At 70.5% G+C, this 20,691-nt stretch carries 14 protein-coding genes; 1 reads left to right on the forward strand and 13 read right to left on the reverse strand.

The features are described from left to right. Positions 1–15 precede the first annotated feature (15 nt). From AC3CBB_RS06665 to AC3CBB_RS06705, 9 genes are all read right to left on the reverse strand, one after another. A complete protein-coding gene (locus AC3CBB_RS06665) occupies positions 16–564 on the reverse strand; it encodes a hypothetical protein (protein WP_488626424.1) in 549 nt (182 codons plus the stop codon). Positions 565–747: 183 nt separating this feature from the next. Beyond that, on the reverse strand, positions 748–2,766 hold the full coding sequence (locus tag AC3CBB_RS06670) for a zinc-ribbon domain-containing protein (protein WP_488626425.1): 2,019 nt from the start codon (positions 2,764–2,766) through the stop codon (positions 748–750). A 15-nt stretch (positions 2,767–2,781) separates the two neighbouring features. Next, positions 2,782–5,154, reverse strand: coding sequence for a transglutaminaseTgpA domain-containing protein (locus AC3CBB_RS06675; RefSeq protein WP_488626426.1), 2,373 nt, complete (start codon positions 5,152–5,154; stop codon positions 2,782–2,784). After that, positions 5,151–6,653 carry a DUF58 domain-containing protein gene (locus AC3CBB_RS06680; RefSeq protein WP_488626427.1) on the reverse strand — a complete coding sequence of 501 codons (1,503 nt, stop codon included), beginning with the start codon at positions 6,651–6,653 and terminating at the stop codon, positions 5,151–5,153. The genes AC3CBB_RS06675 and AC3CBB_RS06680 overlap by 4 nt, the downstream gene beginning before the upstream one ends. Before the next feature lie 31 nt (positions 6,654–6,684). Beyond that, positions 6,685–7,656 carry an AAA family ATPase gene (locus tag AC3CBB_RS06685; RefSeq protein WP_488626428.1) on the reverse strand — a complete coding sequence of 324 codons (972 nt, stop codon included), beginning with the start codon at positions 7,654–7,656 and terminating at the stop codon, positions 6,685–6,687. Positions 7,657–7,708: 52 nt separating this feature from the next. Beyond that, a complete protein-coding gene (locus AC3CBB_RS06690; RefSeq protein ID WP_488626429.1) occupies positions 7,709–13,552 on the reverse strand; it encodes an Ig-like domain-containing protein in 5,844 nt (1,947 codons plus the stop codon). Beyond that, positions 13,549–14,985: a serine/threonine-protein kinase gene (locus AC3CBB_RS06695; protein ID WP_488626430.1), complete on the reverse strand. Its 1,437-nt coding sequence runs from the start codon at positions 14,983–14,985 to the stop codon at positions 13,549–13,551. The genes AC3CBB_RS06690 and AC3CBB_RS06695 overlap by 4 nt, the downstream gene beginning before the upstream one ends. Positions 14,986–15,172: 187 nt before the next feature. Further along, the gene (locus tag AC3CBB_RS06700) at positions 15,173–16,003 is read right to left on the reverse strand and encodes a PP2C family protein-serine/threonine phosphatase (protein WP_123504817.1); all 831 of its coding nucleotides are present in this window, start codon (positions 16,001–16,003) and stop codon (positions 15,173–15,175) included. Beyond that, a complete protein-coding gene (locus tag AC3CBB_RS06705; RefSeq protein WP_488626431.1) occupies positions 16,000–16,392 on the reverse strand; it encodes an FHA domain-containing protein in 393 nt (130 codons plus the stop codon). Before AC3CBB_RS06705 ends, AC3CBB_RS06700 begins: the two co-directional genes overlap by 4 nt. Positions 16,393–16,559: 167 nt before the next feature. Between AC3CBB_RS06705 and AC3CBB_RS06710 the strand changes: the two genes are divergently transcribed. Next, entirely contained in the window at positions 16,560–17,090 is a 531-nt protein-coding gene (locus tag AC3CBB_RS06710) for a methylated-DNA--[protein]-cysteine S-methyltransferase (protein ID WP_488626432.1), read from the forward strand. Between the two features lie 62 nt (positions 17,091–17,152). Here AC3CBB_RS06710 and AC3CBB_RS06715 read toward each other — a convergent pair whose 3' ends face one another. The 4 genes from AC3CBB_RS06715 to AC3CBB_RS06730 all read right to left on the reverse strand — a co-directional run bounded on the left by AC3CBB_RS06715 (position 17,153) and on the right by AC3CBB_RS06730 (position 20,664). Further along, complete coding sequence (locus tag AC3CBB_RS06715; RefSeq protein WP_488626433.1) at positions 17,153–17,917, reverse strand: YaaA family protein; 765 nt, start codon at positions 17,915–17,917, stop codon at positions 17,153–17,155. Between the two features lie 90 nt (positions 17,918–18,007). Further along, positions 18,008–18,268, reverse strand: coding sequence for a F0F1 ATP synthase subunit epsilon (locus tag AC3CBB_RS06720; RefSeq protein ID WP_123504820.1), 261 nt, complete (start codon positions 18,266–18,268; stop codon positions 18,008–18,010). Positions 18,269–18,270: 2 nt separating this feature from the next. Further along, positions 18,271–19,731 (reverse strand): F0F1 ATP synthase subunit beta, encoded by a 1,461-nt coding sequence (gene atpD / locus AC3CBB_RS06725; RefSeq protein ID WP_123504821.1) that lies wholly within the window; start codon positions 19,729–19,731, stop codon positions 18,271–18,273. A 27-nt stretch (positions 19,732–19,758) separates the two neighbouring features. Then, positions 19,759–20,664 (reverse strand): F0F1 ATP synthase subunit gamma, encoded by a 906-nt coding sequence (locus tag AC3CBB_RS06730; protein ID WP_123504822.1) that lies wholly within the window; start codon positions 20,662–20,664, stop codon positions 19,759–19,761. Positions 20,665–20,691 lie beyond the last annotated feature (27 nt).

Genomic DNA, 20,691 nt, shown 5'->3' on the forward strand with positions numbered 1-20,691 from the left:
TCCGCCGAAGGCGGCTCACACCGGCCAGCCCATCGCCGGCTCGAGAGGCACCCACTGGCCGTCGGCCTGACCGGCCTCCCTCGCGCAGCAGCGACCATCGGGGCTGATCCAGATCTCAGCCACTCCCGGCTGGACCGCCCGGCCAGGCGTCGGCCCGGACCGCCGCGCGGTGCTGATCCGCACCGGCAGCGGCACGCCGGCGACCGCCACGTCGACGCACCACGGCCCGGCGCCCGGGTGCTGCACGCGGGCCGCTCGCACGGCGTGGCGCCCGTATCTCGAGGCGATCTGGCGCAGGAACTCCTGCGCCACCGCCTCGGCCAGCCGCCCCGGGGCATGCACCCGCACCTCCGGGGCGCGCGTCGCCATCGGGGCGTCCTCCACGTCGGGCGCCCCGACCCCGGGCATCCGCACGCCGACGACGGCGCCCCGGCCCAGCACCACCTCGACACGCGCGGCCCCGACTGGGACCTCGCCGGCGCGGCGTTCGAGCCGTCGCCGATCGTCGGCGACCGACGGCGCTTCGGCTACCGGACCACGCCGTGGAGCAGTTCGTCTTCTCATGCCATCAGCGAAGCGGAGTCCAGGGCCAGCCGGTCATCATCCGGCGCGATCTGTGGAGAACTCCGGCCCCGCGAGGCCTGTGGAGAGCTGCGCCCCGCTGTCAGCCGTGTTTCTTATGAGCTGCGCCTCTTGTGAGCTGCGCTTCCTGTGAGCCGTGCTGTCGAGAGCCGCGCCGTCGGCGAGTCAGTTGACGATGAAGAACTGCTCGCCGATCTCGATCCGCGAGCCGCGGGCGACTCGGACGCGCTTGCCCGGCTCGACCCGGCGCACCTCGCTCGTCGGCATGTGCACGACGGTGCCGTTGCCGCTCCAGCGGTCGGAGATCCAGAGGGCGCCGTCGTCCTGGCCGAACTCGAGGTGGGTCTTCGAGACCGAGCGGCCCGGATCGAAGATGCGCACGAGCAGGTCGATCGCCTCGCCGGGCTGCGGGGTCGGGGCGCGGCCGACGAGGCCGGTCCCCTGCACCGTGAAGCTCTCACCCGTCGAGAACTGCAGCACGAAGGGCTCGCCGAGGGGGGCCCGCGCGACGATCCGGGTGTTCTCGGTGTCGTCGGCGGGCGCGCCGAGGTGCACGGCCCACGGGGCTGCCGAGGGCTCCGGCTGCGGCACCGGCGGCACGTCGGGGATGGCGGCGGGAAGCGGCTGGACCTCTGACGTCGGGGTCGCCCGCACCGGAGGCTCGCTCGGCCCCGAGGCCGGCGCGGGCACCGAGGACGGCAGCGGCGCGGGAACGGCCTGCGCGGCCACCGGCGGCTCCGACTGCGCCGGCGCCGAGGCCGGTGTCGCCGGGCCGGCCGCAGGCATCGGCGGCACCTCGGCCGTGGGCGACGAGGCGCTGGATCCCGACCAGAGCTGAGGCCCGCGGTCGGCCTGGCGACGGCCGAACAGGCGCCGGCGTTTCGCCGCGGGCTCAGGGTCGGCGACGAACGGCGGCAGGGCCGGCGTCGACGCGGACGGCAGCGGCGTCGGGGCGAGCGGGGCCTCGCGCGGGGCGGGGACGTCGGCGGGTGCGGCGACCGGCGTGCTGACGGGCCCCGGAGCAGACGCGGGCCGATTCGGTGTCGGAGCCGGCGCGGAGGCCGGCGCCGACTGCGCTGACGCGGGCGGCAGCGACGGGATGGGGCCGGTGAACGCCTGGGCGATGTGCTCGACGACGATGCCGCACTCGCCGCAGAAGATGTCGTCCTCGCCGATGGGCGCGCCGCAGTTCGTGCAGCGGACCCGTCCCGCCTCCCGGTGGGCACCGGGGGCGACCAAGGGGGCGGCGGCAGGCGCCGCTGAGGCGAGCGGCGGGACGAGCGGCGAGATGACGTCGGTGTCGCCCTGCGCGGACGCGTCGCGGGCGGCCTGCGTGGCGGCGGGACGCACGTCGGCCGGAGCCGAGACCGGAGCTGCCGCCGGGGCGGGCGCCGCGGCAGACGAGGGCGCGGCGGCAGACGAGGAGACGGTGGCAGACGAGGTCGGCGCGAGTGGCGATGCGGGACGCACGGCAGCGGGCGTCACCGAGTCCGACTCCGACTCCGACGCCTGAGGCGCGGCGGACACCGGCTCTCCATCGGCGGTGATCGGCGTGATCGACGCCGTCCAGAGAGGGACGGAACCTGGGCGCGACCCGCTCTCCGCCGCACCGGGCGGGCGGAGGGGCGTGGGTGACGACGCGGCGGGCGGAGGGAGTTCGGCAGGAGCGGGCGAGGCCGCCGCAGGCGGACCGGACGGCGCGGGGGCGGACGGCGCGGCGTGAGCCCCGGCGACCGGAGCCGCCGGCGGGGGTGCGGCCTCGGCGGGGGCGGCCCGGAGTTCCTGCGCCACCGGCTCGTCGTCGACGCTCGAGGAGGCGACTGCCGCCGTGTCGTTCAGGAAGGCCGACGACTCGTCGAATGCCGAGGCGGGTTGCGAGAGGGGCGCCGGCTGCGACGCAGGTGCGGGCGCGGGGATCGGGTCGTCGACCACGTCGGAGTCGTCGTCTTCGTCACGGGGCTCGTCGCCCTCATTCACCCACCACGGCGTCCCGGCGGGCACGGACGCGACGGGAGGCTCACGCAGCGCCCACGGACGCACGCCCTCGGGCCGCTCGTCGACGGGCGGCGTCGCGCCCTCGGAGGCGCGGAACGCTGCCCAGTCGGAGGTCGTGATCGCGCGGCCGCACTGGCCGCAGAACATGGCTCCGTCCGGCAGTGGACTCGAGCAGGTGGGGCAACGCATGTGAAGAGAGGATCCCTAACGCTTCGAAGGCTTCCGGCTATGGTATCCGCGCAGCGACCGGGTCGAGACCGCCGCGGCGAAGCGCTGCCAGCGGGTCAGGTTGTCGTCGAGGCCGCCGCGCATCTCGCCGACGGCCTTCCAGACGCGATCGGCCTCCGACTTGCCTGCCGGTTCGGGTGCGAACACCGACCGGTCGACGACCCGCGCGAGCACGCCCGCGCGCGAGCTGCCGACGGTGGTCGCCACCTCGGAGCGCGTCGCGGTCGGCACGGGCTCGATGCCGTGGTCGACGACGGCATCCTGGTACTCCTGCCAGCCGCTCGTCATTCTCTGCGCAGGATCCCGCAGCCGCCGTCGTCTCGCCCGCCGCCGCGCCTTCAGCGCCACGATGGTGAGGAACGGCGCCATCACGATGCCGGCCCCGAGCGCGACCCAGCCGGCGATGCGGCCGACGAGAAGCAGGATCGCCACCCAGGCGGGCTGGTCGGCGGGGTTGTCCTGCTTGCTCTGGGGCTGCGCCTGGTTGTTCTGCGGGTCGGCCTCCTGCTGCGGAGGCTGGATGACCGACTGCGGCCGCGACACCTGGTCGGGGTCGGTCTGCGTGTCTTTGGGGATCGTGCGCGGTTCGGGGTTCGGGTCGAGCGACACCCAGCCGTACTGCGCGGTGTCGACCTCGATGCGCGCCGTGATGTCGCCGCCCGTGAACGTCGTCGTGCCGCCGGTCGACTCGGCCGAGGAGAATCCGAGCACGACTCGAGCCGGGAATCCCAGCTGGTCGGCCATCAGCGCGGCGGCGGCCGCATACTGCTCGGCGTCGCCGAGCATGATCGGGTCGGTGAACAGCTGGGTGAGGCGGTCCGTCCCGTGGCCGGAGCGGCTCACCGGCTCGTCTGCTCCCACGCCGTGGCTCACGTAGCCGTCGCTCCTCAGGCCCTTGAGGGCCGCCTGCAGCCGCGCGCCCTGGCCGCTGACGCCGTCGACGTAGGACTGCAGGCGCGTCTTGAGCGCCTGCGGCACGTTCGTCGGGCTCGGAACCGACGAGCTGCCCGGAGTGAGGCCCTCGAGATCGCCCGTCGACGGCTGCCGCGGGTCGACGGCGGTCAGCCGGTACGACACCCCTCGCCCGATGCCGCCGACCACGGCCGCCGTGCCGGTCGTGTCGTTGAAGAAGAACGAGTCGCGGAGGGTTCCGGCGTCGCTGCCCGAGAAGTCGATCGACTCGAGCTTGCCGACCGTCGGGAGCCAGACGCCGGAGTACCCGTCGACCGTGACGTCGATGGACTGCTGGGTGCCGCTCACCTTCGACTGGTCGAACGACGTCGGCACCCGGGTGAACGTGCCCGATGCCGTCGACACCTGGTCGCTGCCGACGGAGTACTCGACCCCGTCGTACGTGTCGAGAGCGGCGATGCGCAGGAACTGCCCCGACGTCAATCCCGTCACCGTGAGCTGGGGGCGGTCGACCGTCGGCGTCTGCTCGTAGGCGCGGAAGCCGCTGAGCGGGCTCACGTAGTCGCGGGGATCGAACGGCTTCACCACGGCGTCTCGAGCGACCCAGCGTGCGCCCGCCGGTGCGAGCGTCGTCGTGGCCGCCACGGCCGCCGCCGAGGCGATCGCCAGCGTGAGCACCGCTCCCCCGATGGCCCGGCGCGCCACGGCGCTGTTTCCGGTGCGCTGCGACGACACGTTCGCGCCCGGCGTGATCCGCAGCAGGCGCTCGATGGACTGCCGGCGGCGCCGCAGCCGCCACCAGACCACCCAGATGATCGACGCGGCCAAGAGCACGAGCCCGGTGACGAGGGGCAGCAGCGCCTCCGTCGGGCCGAACACGATCCCGGCGATGTAGATGACGACGGGAGGGATCAGAGCCAGCTCGCCGCGCCGGCTTCGCAGCGCAGTGGACAGCCCGACGGTCGTGCCGACCAGCACCAGCACGAGCGCCGGCACGAGCAGCGCCTGGTAGCTGCCCACCGGCAGGGTGATCGTGAGCAGCTGCTTCCAGCTCGTCGACACGCCGACGACCAGTTCGCGCAGGCCCTCCAGCGACGGGAGCACTCCGTAGATCGCCTGGTTCGGCACGGCCAGGGCGACTCCGAACAGCGCGAAGGCGATCACGAGCAGCACGAGGAGCCAGAAGCTCGAGAGGCGCAGGAACGTGCCCGCCAACGCGATCGCGGCGCCGAGCGCGAACGCGGCCGCCACCAGCACGACGAACGCGCCGTCGCGGTACACGGGCCAGAAGGTCGACGACGCCACCGCGACGATGACGAAGAACGCGCCGGTCTGCGCGAGCGCGAAGCCGACCCGCACCCGCGGAGTCCTCGAACGGGGTCGGAGGCCCTGACGGGCATCGGCGACGGGAAGCGGTCGGCCCGCGATCGCGCTCATCCGGTCACCGTCTTCGCGAGGGACTGCTGGAGGTCTTCGAGGTAGCCGACCGTCAGGATCGTGAGGTCGGCGACGCGGCGCATGCCGGGCACGGTCTCGGGATCGCACACGATGGCCACAGCCTCGACACCGGCAGGGAACGCCGACGCGGCAGCACGGAGCTGCGTGATTCCCGTCGTGGAGCCGACCACGAGGAAGGCCACGGAGATGCCGGCGACCTGCTCGCCGGTCACCCGCGCGACGTCGGTGATGCCGAGCGCCGACTCGTCGTAGGTGACCAGGGCCAGCTCGTCGAGCAGGCGGACCCGGGTGAGAGTCGCGAGAGCGCGGACCGCCAGCGTCTTGCGCTTGGCGAACTCGGGGGTGCGCTCGGACACGACGACCGAGACCTCGCGCGCGTCGCGGATGGCGCGGACGCCCAGGGAGGCGGCCACGCTCACGCCGAGCTCGAACTCCTCCTCGGTGGCGAAGTCGGCGTTGGCCAGGCTCAGCGCGATCACGATGTGGCTGCGCCGGGTCTCCTCGAACTGGCGGACCATGTACTGGCCCGCGCGGGCGCTCGACTTCCAGTGGATGTGGCGCCGGTCGTCGCCGGGGACGTACTCGCGCAGGGCGTGGAACGAGATGTCGCTCGCCGACAGGTCGCGGGTCGGGTTGCCCTCGAGGTCGCGGATGAGGCCGGTGCTCGTCGAGGGGATTCCGATCGTCCGCGGGTGGACGAAGAGCTCGGTGACGCCCGTCCACTCCAGCTCGCGCCGCACGACGCCGATCGGGTCGCCGCGCACGGTGCGGACGGGGCCGACCGGGATCACGCCGCGCCGGTACGTCGGCACCTGGAAGGCGTCCTCGACGGAGTCGCCTCCGCGCATGCCGGGGAGCGAGATCTCGGCGAGGCCGGGGCCGATCGGGATCTCGACGGTGACCCCCAGCACGCGGCGCCTGGTCGGGTTGGTGATCGTCACGCGGCCAGACGCCTCGTCGCCGACCGACACGCGGCTGTGCGGGAGGTCGAGCGTGACGGTGAAGGCGTTTCGGCCGACCGCGTAGAGGGCGGCGAGACAGAGGAGCACAACCAGCGCGAAGCCGACGGCGACGAGTTCCAGCCACCCCAGGGTGTAGCCGACGATCAGGGCGATCGGGGTCAGCGCGAGGATCACCCAGCCGAGCGGGGTCACCACTCCCGACGCGACAGCCCCCCAGCGGCGGAGTACGGCGGTGATCCGGCGCCAGATGCGGACGAGGAGGATGACGACGTCGGCCGACACGCCCTGGCGGTCGCCGACGATCCGCGTGCGTGCGTTGGTGAGCCCCTGTGTTCCGGTGCCGTAGTGGGCGTCGGTCGCGGACTGACGCGATCGGTCGCGGGTGCTGGAGTGGACCGTCGAACGCGCTTTCGCCGCGGCCGACGGCTGACGCGTGTTCGCGAGCCGGGGTGCGTCGGAGGGCTGACGCGCGTCCGAGCCGTGCGGCCGCGTTCGCTCCGGGGGCTGGACCGTCACTCGGCCTCCCCGTCGGTCGTCCGGCTCGTCGTCACGCAGAGACCCGTTCGGCCGGGGGCGCGATCTCGATGAGGAGCTGGCTGATGATGCTGGTGGGCGTGACGCCGTCGAACTCGGCCTCGGGGTCGAGGACGATCCGGTGCGCGAGGACCGGCTCCGCCAGCAGCTTCACGTCGTCCGGGGTCACGTAGTGGCGCCCGGTCGAGGCCGCATACGTCTTCGCGACGCGGACGAGCGCGAGCGCACCGCGGACGCTGACGCCGAGGCGCACCTCGGGTGCGGTCCGGGTGCCCTCCACGATGCGCGCCACGTAGTCGGCGATCACGGGGTCGACGTGCACGGTGCGGGCGAGGCGCGCCATCTCGCTGATGACGCCGGCCTCGACGACCGGCGGCAGCTCGACCTCGTGGACGCGCGTCGCGCTGCCCTCGAGGATCCGGAGCGTCGCGGCGTGGTCGGGGTAGCCGATCGAGGTCTTGAGGAGGAAGCGGTCGAGCTGCGCTTCGGGCAGACGGTAGGTGCCGGCCTGCTCGATGGGGTTCTGAGTCGCGATGACCATGAACGGCGCGCCGACCTCGTGCGAGACGCCGTCGACGGTCACTCGCGACTCCTCCATGACCTCGAGGAGCGCTGACTGCGTCTTCGGGCTGGCGCGGTTGATCTCGTCGGCCAGGACGATGTTCGCGAAGATCGGGCCCGCGTGGAACTCGAACTCGCCGGTCTTCTGGTCGTAGATGCTCACGCCGGTGATGTCGCCGGGGAGCAGGTCGGGCGTGAACTGGATGCGGCTCGACGACGACTGGACAGTCTGCGCGACAGCGCGCGCGAGCGAGGTCTTGCCCGTGCCCGGGAAGTCCTCGAGCAGCAGGTGGCCCTCGCTGAGGAGCGCGGTGAACGAGAGCTTGATCACGAAGGACTTGCCGAGGAGCACCTTGTCGACGTTGGACACCAGGCGCGCGAAGATGTCGGCGAACCAGGTGGCCTGCTCAGGCGTCATGCTCATTGTCTGATGGTCCCATTCGTTGTCGGCGGCGTTGGATCGGGTGCGCGGGCGGTCACGGCGTGTCGCTCGTCCGGTAAGTCTTCTCGTAAGTCTGGCCGCCGTTGGCAGTGACACGGATGTCCAGGGTCGGCAGCAGCAGATCGACGCCCGTGATCTGGCACGAGTTGACCCCGTCGACCGCCGCCGTCCACGTTCCGCCCGAGCACTGGTACTCGAACTGCTCGTAGTCCGGGTTCGACACGACGCTGTAGTTGAACGACCAGGTGCCTTGAGTGCCGTCCGGGTTCTGGTAGTCGAGCCCGGAGACGTTGGTGCTGACCGGCGTGATCGACACCGCATCGGAGGCGGGCCCGCAGAACGAGGTCGTGGCGTCTCGGCAGCCGCGGAACGTGTACGACTGCGCCGTTCCGTAGACCGAGGAGTCGGCCGCGCTCGTGAGCGTGTCGTTCACCGCGACCGAGGTCCAGACGCCGCCTCGCTTGAGCTGGTAGTAGGGCGACGTCCCGCTGGCGACACCCAGGGAGTCGACGTGCACGTCGAAGTTGCCGTTGCTGCTGTTGCTCAGGCTGAGAGTCGCCGTCGCCTGCCCGGGCGCCGTCAGGCTCTGCACCCCGTCGATGCGGGCCGACGAGCAGAAGTAGCCGTTGTCGGCGTAGACGTAGTAGACGTACGAGCGGCCGTCGACGGCGGTCGCGTCGCGGTAGGTCGTGGCCGACTGCGCTCCCCCGATCGCACCCGGCTTCGAGGACGTCGAGCACGCCGGGGTGCCGGCGGGCGTGTTCGCATCGGCTCGGCCGACGGTGTAGCTGATACCCGAGCCGCCGTTCGAGCCGACTCCCGCCCATGCAAGGGCGATGACGCCTGACTTGTCGCTGGACGCGGTGATGCCGGTCACGCTCGACGGGGTGCCGGCCGGCGAGCCGGTCGCCGTGGCGCTCCGCGCCCAGTCGGCGGTGCTCGACACCTGCGCGGAGTTCTTCGCGTACACCTGCACGCTGTACTGCGCGCCCGGCGACAGCCCGGTGATGGTGGTCGACGTGCTGCCGCCCGCGACGTCGACCGAGCCGGGGGCTCCGGATCCTGCGATCTCGACCGTGTAACCCGTGACCGACGTGCCCTTGGCCGGCTTCGGCACGGTGTTCCACGAGACCACGACGGCGCCGGGGGTGACGGTGGAGGGAGAGACCGAGACGCCGGTGGGGGCGGCCGGCACGAAGTCGGCGCTGTACTGGATGCTCTGGGGGCTCGACGCGGAGGCCCCGATGCTGTTGATGGCCTGCACGCTGAAGCGGTAGAGCGCCCCGGGGTCGAGGTCGGTCAGGGTGCAGACGGTCGACGTGCCGCAGTCTTTCGTGTACGACCCGGCCGACGACGTGCCCGTCAGGCGGTACGAGGTGATCGCCGAGTTGTTGGACACCGGGGCCTGATACGTCAGAGTCAGCTGGCCGCCGATGAACGTGCCCGAGCGGATCGGCGCGGCGGGGGCGTCGGGGACGTCCTGGACCGAGATCGTGATGTCGCCGAAGACGTCCCGGTCGGGATCGCCCGTGACGTCGGCGATCTCGTACTGGAGGTGGGCGTTGACCGGCTTCGCCGACTTCGCCACCGTCACGGTCAGCTTGCTGTTGTCGGCGGACGGCTTGACCGCGACGCCGGCCGGGAGCGACGCGCCCTCGAGGCCGCGGATCGCGATTACGCGGAGGGGCTGGCCCGGGAAGGGGTTCGTGGCCTGGTCGTTGGCGAGCACGTCGACAACGGTCGTCGAGCCGCGCCTGGCGACGGCCTCGTCGGACGCCGCTATCGCCAGCGGACGCGTCGAGCCCACGACGGTCAGGCCGATGGTGCCTGATTGCGGAGCCGAGGTGGTGTCGCGCACGGTGAGGCCGATCCTGGCCGTGGTGCCCTTGGTCGCCGACGAGCTCGCCGTGACCGTGAGCTGGGTGCCCGAGAGCCGGACGCTGAACCCCGGCACCGACGACGTCGTGACGGCGTACCTCAGCTCGCCGATGTCGTTCGGGTAGTTGTAGGTCGTCAGGCGCGTGAGATCGAGGGTGCGCGACTCGTTCGGCTCGAGGTCGAGAGCGGACGCCTCGAGCACCGGCGGCTGGTTCTGCCGCGCCGTGACCGTGATGGGGAGCACCAGCGTCGCGGTGTGGCCGTCGGGATCGGTCGCGGAAGAGCCGTCGGTCACCTGGAACGAGATCGACGCCTGGCCGAAGAACCCCTTCTCGGAGGTGAAGACGAGGGTCGTCGCGTTCTGAACGAGGTCGGCACCGTCGGCGTGCGTCGCGCGGACCGTCGAGCTGTCGGTGAGACGGACGCCGTTGCTGCCGGTCGAGATCACGTAGCGGTTGAGGTCGATCGTGAGCGCCTTCTCGCTGACCACGGACAGCGCGGGGGCGGTCTCGTTGATCTGCGGGAGGGCGTCGTCGAAGCCGGGCACTCGGATGAAGGCGTAGGCCTTGATGGACGGGTCGTCGGGGTGCGACACCCAGAACGGGATGATCTGGCTGGTGTCGGTGATCGTGACGCGGATCCGGTGGTTCGCCGTCACCTGGGCCGTGTCGCCGTAGCCCGGCACGAGGCCGAGGCCGAGGGTCGAGACGTTGCCGTCGGCGAAGAAGACGTTCGCGAGCACGTTCACGTCGACGGTCTTGCGGTTGAGCACGTCGGTGAGCGTCAGGACGCTGTCTTGAGCCTCGGGGTAGTTGAGCTCGGAGTTCGGGTCGACCTTGACCGAGATGAAGGTCGAGCTGGTGCCGCCGGAGTCGTTGGCAACCGTGTAGACGAGCCCGTAGGTCTTGGCCGCACGAGGCGGCGTGACCCGGACCACGCCGCCGGCGAGGATCGTCGCCGTCACGTCGGCGTCGTTGGGCTTCACGCCGGTGACGCGGAGGGAGCCGCCGTCGGGGTCGGAGTCGTTCGCGAGGACCCTCACCAGGATGCTGCCGCCGGGGCGCATCGTGACGGAGTCGGCGACGGCGATCGGGTTGCTCGACCCCTGCGCCTTGGGAGCGATGCCGATCCGGATCGTGCCGGTCGCGCGAGCACCGAGCCCGTCGACGACCGTGTAGGTGAAGGTGTCGGTGCCGGCCGAGTAGCTGCCCGCGTCGTAGTCGATGTAGTCGGAGCCGACCGACGCGACATTGCCCTTCTCGGGGTTCGTGTCGACGCCGAGCAGCTGCACGCTGTCGCCGTCGGGGTCGATGTCGTCGAGCGGCACCTGGACCCGGACGCTCTGTCCCGCGACGACCCGGCCGGTCAGGGTCTCGGGCACGGGGGCCGTGTTGGTCGACGCGTCGGACTCGCGGACCGCGATGCTCACCTGAGCGGTCGCCCGCTGACCGTCGGGTCCTTCGATTGCGTACTCGGCGGTGAAGTTGCCCGGCGTCTTGGGCGCCAGGTAGCGGAGCTTGGTGCCCGACACGAACAGCAGCCCGCCGCCGGAGGTGACGTTCTTCACCAGCTTCGGCTCGAGGGCGATGTCCTCGCCGTCGGGCTGCTCGTCGTTCGAAAGCACGTCGATGTCGACCGCCGCTCCGACTCGCGCCGTGACCTGGTCGTTCGTCGCGATCGGGGGCTGGAGGCGGTCGGGCTTCGGGATCTGCACGACGGTCACCGAGCCGGGTGCCGACGCCAGGCCGTTCGAGACCGTGTACGTGAAGGTGACGGGAGCCTCGAGCACCCTGGTCAGGGTGATCCGGAGGTCGCGCTGCTCGAGCGTCTGCACCTGCACCCCGGAGTCGATCGACGGAGTCGCGGTCTTCGTGACCATGAGGACGTTGCCCGCCGGGTCGAAGTCGCTCGCCGTGATATCGACGGTCTGCGTGCTCAGAGTCTGGACGAAGACCGTCTTCGGGATCGTGATCGGCGCGGTGTTCGGCTCGGGCGGATCGACGACGTCGACGCGGATTGTGCCTGTGGCGGTCTTGTCGCCGTCCGTCACCGTGTACTCGAGCAGGTGCGGCCCGCCGACGGACGACGTGAAGGTGAACGTGCCTGCCGAGTAGCTCGGCGTGATCGTCGCGCCCGACTTGGCCGGGACGCTGTTCAGCTTGAGTGAACCGGTGCCGCCCGACGCGTACGGCATCGGGTTGATGGTCGTGACCTTGTCTTTGTCGGTCTCGACCGAGAACGAGCTCGCCGTGAGGGGGACGTCGCCGCCCGCCGAGACCTTGATCGACAGAGTGCCGCGGCCGACCGCCGTGCCGTCGGACATCGACAGCACGATCTCCTGCGTGGACGGGCCCTCGCCCGAGTCCTGGTAGACGACCTCGCCGGTGGGCTTGAACGTGACCGTGCCCCCGGAGGCACCCGACGCTCCGGTCAGGTAGAACGGATCGCCGTCCGGATCGACCCACGATCCCAGCGTGTTCACGGTGACGCGTCCGGACGACGAGACGTCGGCGCTCTCGACCCGCACCTGCTGCGGAGGGCTGTTCGTGCCGAGCTGGTGGACCCCCACGGTGACGTGAGCGGAGTCGGAGCCGCCGCGGCCGTCCGAGATCGAGTAGTCGAAGGTGACCGACCCGGCGGCGGTCGCCGGGAGCGTCAGGAGGATCTGCTGCCGGTTCGCGACGATCTCGACCTTGGCCGAGCTCGGCGACGGCGTCGACACGTCCGTGATGACGATCGGGTCGCCGTTCGGGTCGTAGTCGTTCAGCAGCACCGGCAGGAGAGTCGCCCGTGAGGGCCGGGCGCCGAGCAGGTCGTCTTTGGCGACCGGCGGCTTCTGCTGGACCTCGAGCTTGTCGGGGTCATCGCTCGGCTTCTGATTCGGATCGGTCGTGTCGGTCTCGTCGTTGATCAGGTCGGACCAGTTGTCGATCAGCTGGCCGCCCCGCTGAACCGCCCACGAGTCGCCGCTGGCCTCGTCGTTGAGCACGACCTTCGATCCGTTGACCGCGAAGGCCAGAGACGCCGACGCCGCCATCGACCTGAGCACGGTGTCGGACCCCGCCGCCGAGGAGCAGTCGTTCCAGCCGGTTCCGTCGGCCCAGGCCGCGTACGTGCAGCCGCCCGCGACGACCGGGCGAGCGGGATCGCCGGCGCGGCCGGTGACGACCTTCGACACGCTGCCGCCGAACGAGACGTCGAGGAGGCCCTCCTCCGACGCCACGGTCACCCCCGATCCGATGTCGGACGACTCCTGCAGCGCCACCGTGCCGGTGACCTCCGGCGACAGGTCGACCGGGTCGCCGTCGATGACCAGCCTGTTCGTGTCGGTGTCGAGCACGGCCCAGTGCGACCCGATCGTAGCTACCTGGTAGGCGTCGCGCTTCGGCAGCCGGAGCTTGGAATGGCTCGACACCCCGAATTCGCTGAGGCTGTCGATGCGCGAGACCTCGGCGCTGTCGGGCGAGTAGGCGATCATCGTGCCCGAGGGCGTCATGCCGGTGACGACCGACGACCCGAGGCTGAGATCGGCCTGCGCCGAGGCGTCGAAGGCCCCGAGCGCCGATACGGGCGTCGACCAGAACTCGCCCGTCTCGCCCGAGACGATCACCGCCGTCCCACCGGCCAGCAGCACTGCCGGCTTGTCGGGTGGCAACGGCACGGTCTGCGACACCTCCGCCGTGGCGGGGTCGACGACGCCGACCGTCGCGTTGCTGCGGTCGACCAGCAGCACGTGCGAGGCGTCCTGCACGACGGAGACATCCGTCCCGCTGCTGCGCACGGCCGAGTTCAGCTCGAGCACGGCGGGGTTCGCGCGGCCGATCGCCGACTTCGACTGGTTCGCCACCCAGACGGTGCCGTCGTTCAGGTCGAGTCGCTGAGCCTGGTACCCGGGACTCGTGAGCCCGATCGTCGCGGCCACCGCCGCGATGGCGATGGTCGCGACCGCGGTCGCCGTGAACGAGCGACGGGAGCGCAGGAACTGCACGAGCCTCTTCACTGCCCCACTCCCGGGGCGGCGCACTTCTGGGCGCTCACCGGCCCTGCCTTGCCGGCGCGCGTGACGGTCACCGTGATGCACACCTGCTGACCGCTCGTGCCGGTGGTCGTGAACGTCGTCGCCGTCTGCGTGCTGCTGTCGGTGCCGGTCGTGACGACGTAGGTGTCTCCGCTGCGGAGGCCGGGGTCGGCCCACTGGAACTCGACGGAGCTGCCGGTCGTCGTGGCGGAGATGTCGCTCACCCGCGGGATGTCGCTCGACGTCGACCGCACCAGGAACAGCACTGCGATGCCGCCGAGCACGATGACCACGACCGACGCCGCTATCAGCGCCCACGCCAGGTACTGGACCTTCTTCGGAGCTCTGGCCGGACGCGTCCCGGTCGATCGAGGGATCGCGTTCGAGTTGCGGACCGCGGGGTCGAGCGTCGCGACGATGCTCGTCGAGGTCGCCGCGGCCGACCGGCGACGACGACGGCGGTTCGGGACGCCGACGGCGGAGCCGTCGGAGCCGCGGATGCGGGTGCGCTCCTCGAGATCCGCGACCGTGGCCAGCGCCCAGTCGTCGACGGCCACCTCGATCGGCGTCTGCGCGACGCCGATCTCGGACTCGACCTGCTGGAACTCGCGGATCAGCTCGAGGATGCTCTCGTGCCGGTTCTCGGGCTTGTGCGACATGGCGCGCGTGAGCGTCGCCTCGAGACCCGCCGGGATGTCGGTGCGCCCGATCGGCTGCAGCTTGCCCTTCTCGATGCGGGCCATGAGGTCGCTCGACGAGTTCGAGCCGCCGAGCACCTCGAACGGGCTGCGGCCGGCGAGCAGGGAGTAGACGGTCGCGCCGAGCGACCAGACCTCGGAGGCGATGGTGCCGGAGGTGTCGTCGCGGAGCACCTCCGGGGCCGACCACGGGATCGACAGACCCACGACCTCGTTCGGCTCGCTCTCGCCCAGCGACGACGCGATGCCGAAGTCGGACAGCACGGGGTGCCCGTACGCCGTCATGAGGATGTTCGACGGCTTGATGTCGCGGTGCAGGACGCCCTGGCGGTGCGCCGTCTCGATGGCGCTGCCGATCTTGACGGCGATGCGGAGGACGTCGGCGACCGGGATCCGCTCGCGGCGGTAGCGCTCGCTCAGCGACGCGGAGCACAGCTCCATGACGAGGTAGGGGCGGCCGTCGGCCGACACGCTCGCCTGGTAGACGGTGAGGATCGACGGGTGGGCGCTGAGCTGCGCCATCAGGTTGGCCTCGGCCTGGAACATCTGCCGCACCTGGTCGTTCACGACCTCACTGAGCATGACCTTGACGGCCACCTGGCGTCGGGGCATGTTCTGCTCGTACAGGAAGACGTCGGCGAAGCCGCCCGAGCCGAGCACGTGGAGGTGCGAGAAGCCCGGCAGCACAGGGGGCTGCGAAGGAAGGCGCCTGGCCATTTCGCCCCCTCAGAAGCTTGCATGGGAAACGCTTTCGGAGCGCCCCGTCGATTTGCCGATCTTCGCAATTGTAAATGGCCCCCTCGCGCCGACGAGGCGGGGCACGGCGCATCTGTGGATAGTCTCGGCCCCACTTCGGGGGTGGGGAAAATCGACCTCCGCCGTCGTGGGGCGACGGTCCAGCAGCCTAGAGGCGCGGGACCTGGTCGGTCGGAAGAGTCGCATCGGCCTCGTGAGCGCGCCGCGCGCCGCGCACGTCGACGACCACAGCGGTGACGTTGTCTCGGCCGCCCGCGGCCACGGCTGCTGTCACGAGCGCCTGCGCCGCCGCCTCGGAGGACGCGTTCGCACCGAGGAGCGTCGCGATCGCGCGGGGATTGAGCTCCTTGGTGAGGCCGTCGGAGCAGATGAGCAGTCGGAGGCCCGGTCGTGCCGGAACCCGCCAGTAGTCCGGGCTGGGCTCGGCGCCGAAGCCGATGGCCTTGGTGATGACGTTGCTGTCGGGGTGGCTCTCGGCGTCGTCGGGGTGGAGCATGCCCGCCTGGACCATCTCCTGGACGACCGAGTGGTCGACGGTGACCTGGCGCAGCACGTCGGAGTCCAGCATGTAGACGCGCGAGTCGCCGACGTTGAAGATCGTGAAGTACGGGGCGTCACCGTCTTTCGTCAGGATCGCCCCGGTCACCGTCGTGCCGACGCCGAGCTCGGTGCCGACGGCCGCCACCTCGATGTCGTCCGTCGCCAGTCGCAGAGCCTTCTCGAGCGAGTCGGTGTCGAAGAAGTCGCCGGATGCCGCGGCGTCGAGGCGCGTCACGACGGCATCGCTCGCCACGTCGCCGGCGCTGTGGCCGCCCATGCCGTCCGCGACCACGAACAGCGGCGACTTCGCGATGAAGCTGTCCTCGTTGTGGGCGCGGCGCTTGCCGACATCGGTGACGCCGGCCCAGTCGAGGAGGACTGAGCCCTCGTCGCCGAGTCGGACGGTGTGTGCGGTCGTCGGACGACCAATCTCTGTCACGGGATGGATTCTTCCTGGGGAATGGAGCGGGTAGTGGGCAGGACCTCGAGTCGGTTCCCGTCGCCGATGTCCACTATGGTGCCCACGAGCACGACGATCGACTCGCCTTGCCGGAGTGCCACGGGAAGCCGGCCCGGAATCGTGACCCTCGTGCCGTTCGTCGACTTCAGGTCGGTCACGACGACGGCCGTGCCCTCCTGCCGGATCTCGACGTGCGTCGCCGACACCTCGTTGCGCGGGGACCGGACCGTGACCAGGCGAGGATCGCCCCGTCGCTCGATGCGGTGGGAGGAGGGGCGGCGTCCGATGATGAGCGCGGCGTCCAGCGTCTCGGTCGACGGGCCGACCCGGATCCGGTGGTAGCGGTTCGACGGATCGGACGTGGTCACGCCGCCTCCTCGCTCGATCTCCGGCCGGGCCCTGTCGCCCGGTGGGAACACGCTACCAACAGGTCACCCCGTGGTCCTGCGCAGATGCCTCCTCCACAGGCCCCCGGTTCTCCACAGGCGAGGGGCATCCTCGTTCGGCCCGTCGCCGCGCTCCTACGGTCGACGCCATGACCACGACATTCCTCACCTCGTCCCTCGTCCACCACGACTCCCCCGTCGGCCGACTGGCCATCCATGTCGCGGCCGATCGCATCACCCGGGTCGACATCCAGACGGCCGCGCTCATCGTGGCGGCCACTGAGACGGCGCTCGGCGACACCGCGCTCGACTGCACGCCCACCCCTCTCCACGATGAGGCCCGGCGGCAGTTCGACGACTACTTCGCCAATCGCCGTGACCGCTTCGACCTCCCCCTGGAGTACTGGGGCACGCCCTTCCAGGAGACCGTGTGGGGGCTCCTCGACGAGGTCCCGTTCGGCACGACGACGACCTACGGCGACCTCGCGGAGCTGTCGGGGCGGCCGACCGGCGCCCGTGCCGTCGGCGGCGCGATCCGGGCAAATCGGCTCGCGATCCTGGTGCCGTGCCACCGGGTCCTCGGTGCGGGGCGGAGAGTCACGGGCTACAGCCCCGGCGACGGGGTGGCGACGAAGAAGTGGCTTCTCGAGCACGAGGGCATCGACTTCGCGGGGAGGTGAGAGCGAGCAGTGCCGACGCCTCGGCGCCGGCGTGACCGGCACGACTGCAGGAACTCGACAGCTCAGCTTCCGAGCACGCTCTCCGCCACGACGACGAGCTCCCCGCCGTGGGGCTCGACGACCATCCCCTCGCCTCGTGCCCATCTCACGAGGTCCTCCACGGTCGCCAGGTCGGGCCGCGCGGCCAGCAGGCGGGCGATCAGCGTGCCCTTCGTCTTCTTGTTGAAGTGGTTGAGCGCGCGTCGGCGGCCTCCCTCGTCGGACACCACGCGCACGTAGGCGCTCCCCAGAGGCGCCGGCCCCAGCTCGGAGTACCCCTCGCTGCGCAGATCGATGACGGTCTGGCCGCCGGAGGCCAGCGCCCGGGCGACCGGAGCCGCCCAGAGCGACTTGAGCGACTTCTCGGGCAGCCTCGTGTCATGCGAGAGCCGGTAGGCCGGGATCGGATCGGCGGCGCGGACGAGGCCGAAGAGGGCCGAGTGCACGGCGACGTGCTCCCTCGCCCAGTCGCGAGCCTCGACCGCGAGCGACGGCGCGTCGATCGGATCGAAGGCCACGCCGGTGTAGCGCTCGAGAGCCGGCATCGTGGGCGAGATCTTCAGAGTGCGGTTGCGGGCGACCTCGGTGACGGCCAGCGCCGGGCTGATCTTGAGCAGCCGGGCCGACTCGTCGGCATCTCGGCTGAGGCGCACCACCGTCGCCGCGACACTGCGCCGGACTCGCCCCAGCGTCGGGAACGACAGCGCGTCGAAATCGAGCGTCGACTCGGGCTCACCACCCGACCGCTTGGTCTCGGACGGAGGCATGACGAAGAGCAGGGATGTCATCGACTGATTGAGCTCATTGAGGAGGAGGGCGTTAACGGAAGAGGCCCGGGTGGGCGACGCTCGAAGCGCCTTCCACCCGGGCCGGAGAGATCAGACCAGTGCCGCGTTACGGGCGACGATGGTGACCGTGTCGTTCTCGACCGACAGGAACCCGTCTTCGGCCGTGGCCTCGACGACGGCACCGCCAGCCTGACGAACGCGGACCTGCCCGGAGGCGAGAACCGCAAGCAGGGGCTCATGCCCCGGCAGGATTCCGATCTCGCCCTCGACGGTGCGAGCCGTGACCTGCGCCGCCTCGCCCGACCAGACCTGCTGGTCGGCCGACACGACGTTCACAGTGAGAGCAGCCACGATCAGCTGTTCTCCTTCTGGATCTGAGCCCACTTCTCTTCGACGTCGGAGATGCTGCCGACGTTGAAGAACGCCTGCGTGGCGACGTGGTCGAAGTCGCCGTTGGCGATCGCGGTGAACGACTCGATGGTGTCCTTCAGCGGAACGGTCGAGCCCTCGACACCGGTGAACTTCTTCGCCATGTAGGTGTTCTGCGAGAGGAACTGCTGAATACGGCGAGCACGCGAGACGGTGATCTTGTCTTCTTCGGAGAGCTCGTCGACACCGAGGATCGCGATGATCTCCTGGAGCTCCTTGTTCTTCTGAAGGATCGCCTTGACGCGGATGGCCGTGTTGTAGTGGTCCTGGCCCAGGTAGCGGGGGTCGAGGATGCGGCTGGTGGACGTCAGCGGGTCGACGGCCGGGTACAGACCCTGCGACGCGATCTCGCGAGAGAGCTCGGTCGTGGCGTCGAGGTGCGCGAAGGTGGTCGCCGGCGCGGGGTCGGTGTAGTCGTCGGCAGGGACGTAGATCGCCTGGAGCGACGTGATCGAGTGACCGCGGGTCGAGGTGATGCGCTCCTGGAGCACACCCATCTCGTCGGCGAGGTTCGGCTGGTAGCCCACGGCGGACGGCATGCGGCCGAGCAGCGTGGAGACCTCGGAGCCGGCCTGCGTGAAGCGGAAGATGTTGTCGATGAAGAGCAGGACGTCCTGCTTCTGCACGTCGCGGAAGTACTCCGCCATCGTCAGCGCCGACAGGGCCACGCGGAGGCGCGTTCCCGGCGGCTCGTCCATCTGGCCGAAGACGAGGGCCGTCTTGTCGAAGACACCGGCCTCTTCCATCTCCATGATGAGGTCGTTGCCCTCACGAGTGCGCTCGCCGACACCGGCGAACACCGACACGCCGCCGTGGTCCTGCGCGACGCGCTGGATCATCTCCTGGATGAGGACGGTCTTGCCGACGCCCGCACCGCCGAAGAGACCGATCTTGCCACCCTGGACATACGGGGTGAGCAGGTCGATGACCTTGATGCCGGTCTCGAAGAGTTCGGTCTTCGACTCGAGCTGGTCGAATGCCGGGGGCTTGCGGTGGATGGGCCAGCGCTCGGTGATCTCGATCGTCTCGCCGGGCGCGCCGTTGAGCACGTCGCCGGTGACGTTGAAGACCTTGCCCTTGGTGATGTCGCCGACGGGCACCGAGATGGGCGAACCGGTGTCGGTGACCTCCTGGCCGCGGACGAGGCCGTCGGTGGGCTTGAGGGCGATGGCACGGACGAGGTCGTCGCCGAGGTGCTGAGCGACCTCGAGCACCAGCTCGATCGTCTGGTCGCCGATGACGATGGTCGTCTTCAGCGCGTTGTAGACGCCGGGGATCGCATCGTGCGGGAACTCGATGTCGACGACGGGACCGGTGACGCGCGCGATGCGGCCGACGCCCGGTGCCTTCTCGGTCGCGACTGGCGCGGTGGCGATGTCAGTCATTTCTCTCTCTTCTCTAGCTCTGCGAGCTCAGTGCTTCTTGGCCGAGCTGAGGGCGTCTGCGCCGCCAACGATCTCGGAAATCTGCTGGGTGATCTCACTCTGGCGCGCGTTGTTGGCAAGGCGCGTGTAGTCGCGGATCAGGGTGTCGGCGTTGTCGCTCGCCGCCTTCATGGCCTTCTGACGGGCGGCGTGCTCGGAAGCGGCTGACTGCAGCATGGCGTTGAACAGACGGCTCTCGATGTAGACGGGGAGCAGCGCGTCGAGGACGTTCTCAGGGTCGGGCTCGAACTCGTAGAGAGGCAGGATCGCGTTCTCCTCGGGCTGCTCGATGCCTTCGACGACCTCCAGCGGCAGGAGACGCACGACCTCGGGGGTCTGCGTGACCATGCTGATGAAGCGGTTGTAGACGACGTGGATCTCGTCGACTCCGCCCTCGGCCGAATCGGTCAGGAACTTCGATACGACCGCATCGCCGATCTCTTTCGCCGTGGCGAACTCGGGCTGGTCGGTGTTGCCCGTCCAGCTCTGCTCGGAACCCCGTTGACGGAAGGTGAAGTAGGCGGCGGCCTTGCGACCGACGAGGTAGTAGACCACCTCCTTGCCCTGGCTGCGCAGAAGCGTCGCCAGCTCTTCGCCCGCCTTCAGCACGTTCGACGAGAAGGCGCCGTTGAGGCCCCGGTCGGACGTGAAGAGGACGATCGCCGCGCGATCGATCGACTCGGGCTCCGTCGTCAGCACGTGGTCGACGTTCGAGAACGTCGCCACAGCCGAGACGGCCCGCGTCACGGCGCGCGAGTACGGACCGGACGCGGCCATGCGCGCCTGGGCCTTCTGGATCCGAGAAGCCGAGATGAGCTCCATGGCCCGGGTGACCTTCTTGGTCGTCTGGGCAGAGCGAATGCGCTGTCGGTAGACCCGAAGTTGCGCTCCCATGTGTCTCCTGTTGGTATCGGTGCGGGC

Source organism: Frondihabitans sp. OV104 (assembly GCF_057787745.1).

What these genes read in the sequence shown, in the direction of transcription:
- AC3CBB_RS06730 (WP_123504822.1), bottom strand. Translation starts at nt 20,664, where the DNA reads ATGGGAGCGCAACTTCGGGTCTACCGACAGCGCATTCGCTCTGCCCAG.
- AC3CBB_RS06670 (WP_488626425.1), bottom strand. Translation starts at nt 2,766, where the DNA reads ATGCGTTGCCCCACCTGCTCGAGTCCACTGCCGGACGGAGCCATGTTC.
- atpD (WP_123504821.1), bottom strand. Translation starts at nt 19,731, where the DNA reads ATGACTGACATCGCCACCGCGCCAGTCGCGACCGAGAAGGCACCGGGC.
- AC3CBB_RS06695 (WP_488626430.1), bottom strand. Translation starts at nt 14,985, where the DNA reads ATGGCCAGGCGCCTTCCTTCGCAGCCCCCTGTGCTGCCGGGCTTCTCG.
- AC3CBB_RS06675 (WP_488626426.1), bottom strand. Translation starts at nt 5,154, where the DNA reads ATGAGCGCGATCGCGGGCCGACCGCTTCCCGTCGCCGATGCCCGTCAG.
- AC3CBB_RS06665 (WP_488626424.1), bottom strand. Translation starts at nt 564, where the DNA reads ATGAGAAGACGAACTGCTCCACGGCGTGGTCCGGTAGCCGAAGCGCCG.
- AC3CBB_RS06710 (WP_488626432.1), top strand. Translation starts at nt 16,560, where the DNA reads ATGACCACGACATTCCTCACCTCGTCCCTCGTCCACCACGACTCCCCC.
- AC3CBB_RS06685 (WP_488626428.1), bottom strand. Translation starts at nt 7,656, where the DNA reads ATGAGCATGACGCCTGAGCAGGCCACCTGGTTCGCCGACATCTTCGCG.
- AC3CBB_RS06715 (WP_488626433.1), bottom strand. Translation starts at nt 17,917, where the DNA reads ATGACATCCCTGCTCTTCGTCATGCCTCCGTCCGAGACCAAGCGGTCG.